Here is a 9,652-nt window from a genome sequence, read left to right on the forward strand (position 1 = left end):
TGATAACCTTAGATGCAAATAAGCCGCATAGAAAAAGAATGTTATAAGCGCCCATACCTCTTTAGGATCCCAACCCCAGAAACGGTCCCATGCTTGCTGGGCCCAAATAGATGCAAATATAATTGCTCCCAAGGTAAATACAGGAAATCCAATTGCTACCGAACGGTAGGAAACTTCATCTACTAGTTCAGGGTTCACTTTCTTCAGAAGCGGTTGAATCGCTGCAGCTACGCGTTTCCTTAATATCAGTCGAGCTAATCCGTAAATGAACAGCCCTCCTAATAAAGACCAAATAAACGTATTTAACTTTTTGGCAGCTTCTTCTCCCCTCATCCATTCAGGTGTAAGGAACAGAGGAGATAGGCCTTCTTCTGAAATAAGTTCGCCTCCAGCTGGGCCTGCAATCGCCGGAACTTCATAAGTAATGTCGACTACCTGTCCATTTACAGGTGCTTTAAACGTTTCTTCATAGCCCATCACACTGAATGCTGAGGTAATCACGATGAATGCTATGGTTGAGGCAATCACGTAAATAACAAACTCAAGCCATGAAGTATGTTTTGATTTTTTCGTCTGATCGACTTGGCGAATAAGGAAGATCAATCCTGCAACGAAACTCACAGACAAAATTCCTTGCCCAAGCGAAGCAGTAGTTACGTGAATGTAAAGCCAATGGGACTGCAGTGAAGGCACCAAAGGTGAAATCTCTGTCGGAAACATGCTCGCAAAAGCGATAACTAACAAAGCAATCGGCAAGGCGAATAATCCAAGCAAGTCTACTCGGTAAATAAAATACAGAACGATAAAAGCAAAGACCAACATCATCCCAAAGAAAGTAGTATATTCAAATAAGTTACTGACTGGTGCATGGTGACTGGCGATCCATCTAGTGATAAAATAGCCCACCTGAGTCAGAAACCCAATGATCGTTAACGTAATCCCAATGTTCCCCGCCACTTTGCTTTTTCCTTTATTTTTATCACGAATCGTTCCTCCAAAGAAAAACGTCGCTATTAAATAGATGAAAAAAGCTGCGTACAGCAAATTACTGCTGATTGTACTTAAGTCCATTTTCTTCCTCCTCGCTCACTATGGCTTGATGATCTTTCATCTCATACTGATCGATAGGTTCATTGATATGGGTACCTTCAATGACTTTTTCGATGTCACGTCTCAAGGCAAACCAGTTTTTATTCGTATGACCCGCAATCCAAACCCCATCTTTTTTAGGCTGAAGCCATATACGACGGTGGTTCCAATACATGCCTTGAATAACTCCAATCATGAAGATCGCTCCACCGATAGCGATGAGCCAAAGAGTATGATCTTTTTTAACCGTTAAGCCGGTAACATCACGTACATCAAAGTTGACCAACCCAAGCTTGAATTCATTTTCTCCACTAGCATCAACGTTGGCACCTATTCCAAGAAAGCTTGTTTCAGGATCAGTTTCTCCTGGAGGGTACACGTTAAAGACAAATGCAGGATTCTTAGGATATTTTGAAATGGAAACCGGCTGTCCATCTTCCATTTTATACTCGGGATAATAATCTTCAATAACTACCCGGTAACCACTGTCCAAAGTATATTCGGATTTTGGATTCGTTAAGTCGACTGTAAACTCACCGTAGTTGGTGTCCTCGTTGTCTTTATCGTGAATTTTGAATGTCATTTGCTTAAATTCATTCAATTGATAGCTTGCTTGATAAAGCGCATAGTCATCAAACTTAATAGGATGGTTCATCTTTGCGGAAGAATCTTTTATTTTTTCTAGTTCAGGCTCCTTACCAGGAACAATCTCATCCGTTCGTTCATAAATGACAGCATCCGTCTGGAAATTTTTCGGGACAGGTGCCCCTTGGTTTTGAATAGCTTCCTTAAAGCGCTCATCATTCTCGTCATAGGTTTCTAGAATGAAATCATTATTCTTCATGTAGTATTTTCCATCCGTTCCTGGAATCATTACCGTTTCCCCTTCACGGACCCAGACAAATTCATCAATATAAAACGCCGGAACAAAGCGCATCAGAGATCCAATTAAAAATACAATCAAACCGATATGATTGACATAAGGCCCCCACCTTGCAAAACGGTTTTTCTCAGCCAATAAATGGCCATCTTGTTCTCTAATCTTATAGTGACGCTTCTTCAGGTTATTTTTGTACCGTTCGATATCAATCTGATTTGACTTTGTTTCTCCGAATATCCTCTGTTTTTTCATAAAAAGCTCGTGGCGTTTAGGTTTTTGTCTTTTCAACGTTTTGTATAGCGGGAAAAATCTGTCGATACTTGCAATGACAATAGAAATTCCAATTAAAGCAAGTAACAGCATGTACCACCATGAACTGAACGTGTTATGCAACCCTAATTGATAATAAATTTGCCCAAATATACCATATTGATCTCGGTAGTGGGTTGAGGCATCAACATTTGGCGGTATGTACATCTCTTGAGGAAGAATTGTACCGATAGCAGATGCAATTAAAGTGAGGACGATCAGCCACACCCCTACCTTGACAGATGAAAAGAAATTCCAAACTTTATCAATATAAGTGCGATTATAAGTTTGCGAACGTCTGGCACTTCCATCGTACCTCATATTGAGAAGTTGCTTTTCATCATTTCCATCAATGTGTTGATTTTGCTCGAGCGGTTTACCACATGATTCACAGAGTACCGTTCCCTCCGGATTCACATGACCACATTCACATGTAATTTCTTTCATAATAAAACCTCACAATTTCAAGTAGACTCTACTCCTCTGGTGTTATTTGTTGAAGATAGCCTTCAAGTTTACTCAAAGTAAGTGGGCCGGTAACTTGCTCAACAATCTCACCTTCATCGTTAATGAAAAGTGTTGTAGGAATTGGACCGATATTATAGAGATCCATGACTTGGCCACCCTTATCCTGTAATACTGGGAATGTCAAATCATACCGATCTATGAATCGCTTAACGACAAGTTCAGTCGTATCCAAATTCACTGCAAGAATTTCTACCCCTTTTTCTTTATACTTCGGATAAAGCTTCTCCATATAAGGCATTTCATCTTTGCATGGACCGCAATAAGTAGCCCAGAAATTCAACATAACACCTTTGCCTTCTAATTCACTCAATTCAATCGTTTCACCACCAGAACCGAATTTCTCTAGCTGAAAGTTCGGTGCCTGTTCACCTTTAGCAATGACAGCTTTATCATCTTTGAGCGTTGATACTATAGCAAAAATAACCAAGCCTACCATCACTGCAAGTAATGAAGTACGGAAAATTAAGCGCTTTCTCTTTTTCTTCAAAGTTGATTCTTTCATAATGATTCACTCCCAAGTCATTATAACATTGATTGGAAACGGTAAATTTGAACTTTATTTAACATTTTCTTCTGCCAGTTGACGAAGCTGTTTAACTTCAAATGGTTTTAGAGGACGAGCATCCCCTGCATTCATACCCTTCAGATCCAACATGCCGTAGCGCTCCCTCTTCAATTTATCGATAGGATAACCGAGCGCATCAAACATTCTTCTCACCTGACGATTCTTCCCTTCATGAAGGATGATCTGAACGATAGCAGTATTTTTCTTTGCATCAGTAGACATAATTTTCGCATGGACTGCTTTCAAATATTCTCCATCTACTGACATTCCTTTTTTAAGTTGTTGAAGCTGCTCTTTTGTAGGAATACCTTTGGTTTTAGCGATATATACTTTATCTACTTCATGCTTAGGGTGCATAAGCAAATTTGCAAATTCACCATCATTGGTAAGCAGAATCAAACCTGAAGTATCATAATCTAATCGACCGATTGGAAAAATTCGTTCTTCCACTTCTGGAAGGTAATCTGTTACCACTTTTCTCCCTTTATCATCACTTACACTTGAAATTACTCCACGAGGCTTATAAAGCAAGTAATATACGGGCTGTTCCTTATCGATCGGCACACCTTCTACTTCCACTTCATCGTTACTACTGACTTTCGTTCCTAACTCAGTAACCGTTTTTCCGTTCACTTTTACTTTACCTTCCGCAATCAATTTTTCTGCTTTTCTTCGTGATGCTACACCCGCGTGAGCGATCACCTTTTGTAGTCGTTCCATGTTAGCCATGGGACCCTCACCAACCTTCTATAAATTTCTTTCATTTTTCAAAATATAATTACAGCATAACAGCAAGCCCCGCTGACTAATTCCAGCGCGGCTCCTCAGCTCATTTACATTATACACATTCTTGAAAGATTTGAACAAAAAAACCACCCTATTAGTGAAATAGGATGATCACAATAATGATCGATGCTATTATACCAACTAAATCTGCAAGTAGTCCAACCTTTAAGGCGTCCCCCATACGTTTAATTCCGACAGCTCCGAAGTAGACCGTAATAATATATAAAGTCGTGTCCGTACTTCCTTGCATAACCGATGCAAGCTGACCGATAAAAGAGTCAGGTCCATACGTACGAATGAGTTCAGTAGTTACGCTGAGTGCGGCAGTCCCGGAGATCGGCCTGATAAGCGCCAGTGGAAGAATATCAGCAGGAACACCAACAGCCGCCATGAAGGGTTTGAAAAAACTGAGAATCGCCCCCATAGCCCCTGATGCCTGAAATATAGAGATCGACACCATCATACCAAGCAGAAACGGTAAAAGAGAGATTGCAATCTGGATCCCCTCTTTGCTTCCTTCTACGAAAACTTCATAAGAAGGAATCCTTTTCATTGTAGCAGTAACCAAAATAACTAAAATGATACCCGGTATAAGCCAAATGCTGATCATATCTTTAACACTCGCTTACGTTTGTAATAGAAAAAGCGATCAATCATCAACGCAGCTGCAGTTGATATAACGGTAGCAAGTATGGTGGCTCCAACGATACTCGTCGGGTCAGCAGAACCATATTTCATCCGTATGGCGATAACGGTTGTCGGAATCAAAGTTAGAGAGGACGTATTAATCGCAAGCAATGTGATCATAGAACGGCTCGCTTCTTCATTTCCTGATAGTCTTTTTAATTCTTTCATCGCTTTTAGTCCCATAGGTGTAGCCGCATTACCCAGTCCAAACATATTAGCCGTCATGTTTGAAAGAATATACCCAAGGGCGGGATCATTTTCAGGAATATCTGGAAAGATTTTTTTTACGAAAGGTCGGAAAATGTTCGCTAATCCATCTAATAAACCTGCAGCCTCTGCAATCTTCATTAGACCAAGCCAAAAGACAAGTACACCTGTCAAACTTAAAGTAATCATAATAGCTTCATCTAACGTAGAGAATATAGCTTTATTTACTTCTTCCATTGTCCCATTAAAAGCCGCAAAGGCGATACCAATCACGGCTAAAAACGCCCAGATCAGGTTCACCATGGGGCCACCCCCATCATTTGAGACATGAACCCTTTTATTTCTGTTACAAAGGATTTTGTCGGTCTTTCCTTCCATACGGGTGCTTCTAGCAAAGGAGTATTTCCAATAGAATATTGAGTTACACCAGCGACCATTCCATTTTGCCCTGACGACGGATAACGGTAAAAGCTTGCTTGTAAAGCTTCTTTCTCATTAAGAGTAAGAGGGAAATAGACATCTCTCGGGAAATAATAAGTTTGTCCATTTGCTTCAATGACTCCTTCACTTTGCAGTTTCACTGTCTCGAAATTCTTGAATCCCCATTCATACATATTGATGTGGTCATTCCAGTCATCAGGAGCGTTCAATGTAACTGCTATTAACTGTAAGCCATCTTTTTCAGCGCTAGAAACTAAGGTTCTTCCAGCTTTTTTTGTGAATCCTGTTTTCCCTCCGTTTGTAGGATCATAATATCTTGTCAATAATTTATTCTTGTTCATCCAAGCGTAATCACGGTTTTCTGATAAATACTTTTCGCTTCCCGTCACTTCACGAAATGTTTCATTTTTCATAGCATAAGCCATCAGCAATCCTAAATCATATGCGCTAGAATAGTGGGTCTCCCCATCCAATCCATGAGGGTTTTCAAAGTGACTATCATTCATACCAAGCCATAGCGCCTTTTCATTCATCATTTGAGTAAATCCTTCTACACTTCCGCCGACGTGTTCAGCTATTGCGACCGCTGAATCATTTCCTGAGCGCAGCATTAACCCATAAACAAGGTCTTTGAGTGGTATCTTTTCATTCTCTGTCAAATAAATAGACGATCCTTCTGTATGAATAGCCCGGCTGCTTACTTTAACTTTTTCATTCAATTTACCAGATTCTATAGCAATGATTGCAGTCATGATCTTCGTTGTGCTCGCAATCAAAGACGATTCATAAGCATCTTTTTCAAACAAGACTCTTCCAGATTCCGCATCCATCAGCACCGCGTGCTCAGCGGAAACAGCTATATTAGGGTTTGCATGAACCTTTTTGGTCATGAACACCGGGAACATCAAAAGAAAGATGGTGAGTATGCAAAGACACTTTCTCAAAAGGGCTTCCTCCCTATTCTCGTCATTTGCTTAACTCTATGCAGAAAAGTACAAGCTTATGATTTATTTAAGTGTGGATAGGGGCCGGGAGTCCAGAAACGCATAAGCAAAACTACGCCTTGAACCTCAAGGGCACAGAAAAAGAGAGTACCTCTAAAGAAGGCACTCTCTTTTTTATTCACTAGTTAAATCCGGCTCCGAAAATTTTTCAAAGAAAAGGTCTGCTTCGCCTTCTACATCCTCTTGTTCTTTTAATTCAGAAAGAGGAGGCAGCTCTTCAATCGAGGTTAACCCAAAATAGATGAGAAATTCCTTCGTTGTTCCGAAAAGAACAGGACGCCCTATGGCATCTTTACGTCCCTTTTCTTCAATTAGACTTCTGTTTACTAACGTTTGAACAGCTCGATCACTTTTTACACCTCTAAGATCGTCAATTTCAATCCGAGTAATCGGCTGCTGATAAGCAATAATTGCTAAAGTTTCAAGGGCTGCTTGAGATAAACGACTCGATCCTGTGGAATCTATCATCTTTTTATAATAAGATGCGTGTTCTGGCTTCGTAGTCAAATGTAGCGTCCCTTGGGAATTCATAATCGTAATTCCCCGTCTAGACTCCTTATATTCCTCGGACATTTCCTCAACCATTGACAGGAGTTCTTTATGTCCGACATCAAGTAAATTGCTTAATTTGCGAGTTGTCAGCCCCTCTTCACCAGAAGCGAATAACATCCCCTCAATGATTGCTTTATATTCTTCTAACTCCATGGTGCATCCTCCATCTTAAACACTATTAATTCATCAAAATGTTTCTGTTGTACACACGTGATATCATTACTTTTCATCAACTCGAGAAGAGCCATAAATGTAACAACGATATGTGGACGAGTTCTTTTTTCAAATAACTCATAAAACGGGGTCCCTTCTTTCTTCAGGTCCACCTGATGAAGGATTTCATCCATTCTCATCTGAATTGGAATTTCATCTCTTTTAATCTTTGTATCTTGTGGAGTTGTGGTTTTAGACCGATTAAGAAGTTTTCCCATTGCTTGAATCATGTCATAAATGGAGGCTTCTCCTGGTTTCAGTTCAGGGGCATCGTCTCCACCTAACTCATCTTTACTCATAGGAGGTCGTGTATAGATGCGATTGGCATCTAACTCTTTCTCTTTCAACTGCTCAGCTGCCTGTTTATATTTTCTGTACTCAATCAATTTGCGCATGAGCTCTTCTCTTGGATCATCTTCCATTTCAACTTCATCCGGATCGTCGACATTCGGGTTCGGCAGCAGCATCTGACTTTTTATCGCCAGCAATGTGGCAGCCATGACTAGATATTCACTCGCTAAGTCGAGCTCCAGCTCTTTCATCGTATGGATATAATGCATGTATTGGTCCGTAATCTGGGACACAGGTATATCATAAATATCAATCTCATAACGATTGATAAGATGTAAAAGAAGGTCTAGAGGACCTTCAAAACCGTCTACTTTTACTTGATAGCTTTTTGTCATTGTATTCTTCCTTTATGATCAATTACCGTCTTTATTTTACCAAAGATTTAGACCTCCGTTAATTACAACTTGATAACTTGTGAAAGTCTCTAAATGTCGATTACAATGAAATTAGACTATTAGTCGTGGAGGCTTATTCAATGTACCCTAATTTATATATCGAATACTTAGCACATTTTCATGGAACTCGGGATTATTTTGAATGCCATGAAGTTCTCGAAGAACATTGGAAGAACGTAGATCCGAAAAATAGGAACTCCGTATGGGTTTTTCTCATCCAGCTCGCGGTATGTATGTACCATTATCGAAGAAAAAACTTCAAAGGGGCTAAAATACTTATCGAAAGGTGTGCAAAACGGTACGAGGATATTTCTAAGTCCCTCGAAGCACTTGGACTTGAAAAGGAAGAGATTTTTGACAGGATTGGGTCCATTCGTGACAACCTGAATAATAATCAACCTTACAGGAGCTTTTTATTGCCCATATATGATCCACATTTGAAAGCCCTCGTCAAGAGTACATGTGATCGATGGGGAGTCTCTTACGGACTGCCCAGCAATCTATCCAACTACTATTTGATTCACAAACATTCGAAGCGAAGGCATAAGTGAAAACCAAAAGTAAAGGAGGTGTCTAAGGACACCTCCTTTTCTCAAGTCTCTAAACTTGTGAGGATGGGCTTTCAGCTTCACATTTATCATAAAATGATTCTGTGGCCACATCCGCACGAACATGATACTGATTGCCTAACTGCTCTTGGATACGATGGATCATTCTTTTTCCAATACCCAAATTCCGGTGAGACGGATTGACGGATACATGCTGTATTACTGCCTCGTCACCTTCAATGCGCACACCAATCGCACCAAGAATATCTTCATCCTTCCATAGGAAAAGATTCCAGTCGGGATTGACTTCGTACTCTTTAACTATTTCCTGAAGCACCTTTACATCTGCTACTTCAGGCATGAAAGATAAGAGACCCATGGCAATCTTTTCGAACGATTTTTTATATCGAATTAACATAGTAACCCCTCATCATTTAAGAAAATAGACTTTATTATACTGAATAGTAATTCTACGGACCGTTTTAACAACCATTGCTCATAATTACCGTTACTTTTAGAATTTATTAGTCTTGTTTACTGTACGATTCCGAACCAGTAATAGAATCCCCAAAACAAACTGAATACTAACAGCACTGCAAATAACGTCCAGTTTTTCTTCTTCATTCTCGTTCCCCCATTGGTGACGGTTTCGCACCTAGCTAATAGCATACATAAAAGTTTCGGTATGTTCAACCCCGTCTAGTTCCGTCGTTTTTTATACATTGTATGAAGCGGTACCCATCCGATTTCTTTTCTTTAATTCGAAAAGGAATCAGGTTCGCTATCGCCAAATAACCATTAAATAAATAAAATAATGTGACAGGACTAAAGCGGTCAAATGAAGGTGTTAAGAACAGAAGGAAGAAGACAATGGCATTCAAAAGCGGACCACCTAAGCAAATCCAGGCTTTTTGATGATCGCTAAACTCATCCTTACGCTCATTAATAGAATGGGCTCCATGAAATACTAGACATCGAATGTTGAATCGCACTTTTCCAATTTTACCTTTAATAAGCGGTATGCCAGAACCAACATTGATGGTACTTTGTTCTGTACGAAAAGCAAGGGCAGCTAGAACATGACCTAGTTCATGTAT

General features: G+C 39.9%; 12 protein-coding genes. 1 reads left to right on the forward strand and 11 read right to left on the reverse strand.

The genetic code is table 11. The annotated features are described in order from the left end of the window. From ccsB to LD39_RS03670, 9 genes are all read right to left on the reverse strand, one after another. Positions 1–1,071, reverse strand: a 1,071-nt coding sequence (gene ccsB, locus LD39_RS03630; protein ID WP_035542992.1) for a c-type cytochrome biogenesis protein CcsB, incomplete at its 3' end; no start/stop codon positions are given. Further along, positions 1,046–2,725, reverse strand: coding sequence for a cytochrome c biogenesis protein ResB (locus LD39_RS03635; protein WP_052158714.1), 1,680 nt, complete (start codon positions 2,723–2,725; stop codon positions 1,046–1,048). The genes LD39_RS03635 and ccsB, both read right to left, overlap by 26 nt. Positions 2,726–2,753: 28 nt before the next feature. Further along, a complete protein-coding gene (gene resA, locus LD39_RS03640; RefSeq protein ID WP_035542993.1) occupies positions 2,754–3,308 on the reverse strand; it encodes a thiol-disulfide oxidoreductase ResA in 555 nt (184 codons plus the stop codon). 54 nt (positions 3,309–3,362) lie between these two features. Continuing rightward, positions 3,363–4,091 (reverse strand): pseudouridine synthase, encoded by a 729-nt coding sequence (locus LD39_RS03645; RefSeq protein WP_035543013.1) that lies wholly within the window; start codon positions 4,089–4,091, stop codon positions 3,363–3,365. A 160-nt stretch (positions 4,092–4,251) separates the two neighbouring features. Beyond that, the gene (locus tag LD39_RS03650) at positions 4,252–4,767 is read right to left on the reverse strand and encodes a spore maturation protein (protein ID WP_035542994.1); all 516 of its coding nucleotides are present in this window, start codon (positions 4,765–4,767) and stop codon (positions 4,252–4,254) included. Next, positions 4,764–5,354, reverse strand: coding sequence for a nucleoside recognition domain-containing protein (locus tag LD39_RS03655; protein ID WP_035542996.1), 591 nt, complete (start codon positions 5,352–5,354; stop codon positions 4,764–4,766). Before LD39_RS03655 ends, LD39_RS03650 begins: the two co-directional genes overlap by 4 nt. After that, positions 5,348–6,397, reverse strand: a complete 1,050-nt coding sequence (locus LD39_RS03660) for a D-alanyl-D-alanine carboxypeptidase family protein (protein ID WP_052158715.1) — start codon at positions 6,395–6,397, stop codon at positions 5,348–5,350. Before LD39_RS03660 ends, LD39_RS03655 begins: the two co-directional genes overlap by 7 nt. 213 nt (positions 6,398–6,610) lie before the next feature. After that, complete coding sequence (scpB, locus tag LD39_RS03665; protein ID WP_035542999.1) at positions 6,611–7,201, reverse strand: SMC-Scp complex subunit ScpB; 591 nt, start codon at positions 7,199–7,201, stop codon at positions 6,611–6,613. After that, complete coding sequence (locus LD39_RS03670) at positions 7,192–7,947, reverse strand: segregation/condensation protein A (RefSeq protein WP_035543000.1); 756 nt, start codon at positions 7,945–7,947, stop codon at positions 7,192–7,194. The genes scpB and LD39_RS03670 overlap by 10 nt, the downstream gene beginning before the upstream one ends. Positions 7,948–8,087: 140 nt before the next feature. On the opposite strand from LD39_RS03670, the gene LD39_RS03675 reads away from it, so the two are divergent. Further along, the gene (locus LD39_RS03675) at positions 8,088–8,558 is read left to right on the forward strand and encodes a DUF309 domain-containing protein (RefSeq protein ID WP_035543002.1); all 471 of its coding nucleotides are present in this window, start codon (positions 8,088–8,090) and stop codon (positions 8,556–8,558) included. A 49-nt stretch (positions 8,559–8,607) separates the two neighbouring features. Here LD39_RS03675 and LD39_RS03680 read toward each other — a convergent pair whose 3' ends face one another. Together LD39_RS03680 and LD39_RS03685 are read right to left on the reverse strand one after the other, a co-directional pair. Continuing rightward, the gene (locus LD39_RS03680; RefSeq protein WP_035543010.1) at positions 8,608–8,973 is read right to left on the reverse strand and encodes a GNAT family N-acetyltransferase; all 366 of its coding nucleotides are present in this window, start codon (positions 8,971–8,973) and stop codon (positions 8,608–8,610) included. A gap of 271 nt (positions 8,974–9,244) precedes the next feature. After that, positions 9,245–9,652: site-2 protease family protein (locus LD39_RS03685; protein ID WP_035543011.1), on the reverse strand; the 408-nt coding region annotated here is incomplete at its 5' end.

The sequence above is a fragment of the Halobacillus sp. BBL2006 genome (assembly GCF_000786645.1).
Lineage (GTDB): Bacteria > Bacillota > Bacilli > Bacillales > Halobacillaceae > Halobacillus.

What these genes read in the sequence shown, in the direction of transcription:
- LD39_RS03635 (WP_052158714.1), bottom strand. Translation starts at nt 2,725, where the DNA reads ATGAAAGAAATTACATGTGAATGTGGTCATGTGAATCCGGAGGGAACG.
- resA (WP_035542993.1), bottom strand. Translation starts at nt 3,308, where the DNA reads ATGAAAGAATCAACTTTGAAGAAAAAGAGAAAGCGCTTAATTTTCCGT.
- LD39_RS03645 (WP_035543013.1), bottom strand. Translation starts at nt 4,091, where the DNA reads ATGGAACGACTACAAAAGGTGATCGCTCACGCGGGTGTAGCATCACGA.
- LD39_RS03650 (WP_035542994.1), bottom strand. Translation starts at nt 4,767, where the DNA reads ATGATCAGCATTTGGCTTATACCGGGTATCATTTTAGTTATTTTGGTT.
- LD39_RS03655 (WP_035542996.1), bottom strand. Translation starts at nt 5,354, where the DNA reads ATGGTGAACCTGATCTGGGCGTTTTTAGCCGTGATTGGTATCGCCTTT.
- LD39_RS03660 (WP_052158715.1), bottom strand. Translation starts at nt 6,397, where the DNA reads ATGTTCCCGGTGTTCATGACCAAAAAGGTTCATGCAAACCCTAATATA.
- scpB (WP_035542999.1), bottom strand. Translation starts at nt 7,201, where the DNA reads ATGGAGTTAGAAGAATATAAAGCAATCATTGAGGGGATGTTATTCGCT.
- LD39_RS03670 (WP_035543000.1), bottom strand. Translation starts at nt 7,947, where the DNA reads ATGACAAAAAGCTATCAAGTAAAAGTAGACGGTTTTGAAGGTCCTCTA.
- LD39_RS03675 (WP_035543002.1), top strand. Translation starts at nt 8,088, where the DNA reads ATGTACCCTAATTTATATATCGAATACTTAGCACATTTTCATGGAACT.
- LD39_RS03680 (WP_035543010.1), bottom strand. Translation starts at nt 8,973, where the DNA reads ATGTTAATTCGATATAAAAAATCGTTCGAAAAGATTGCCATGGGTCTC.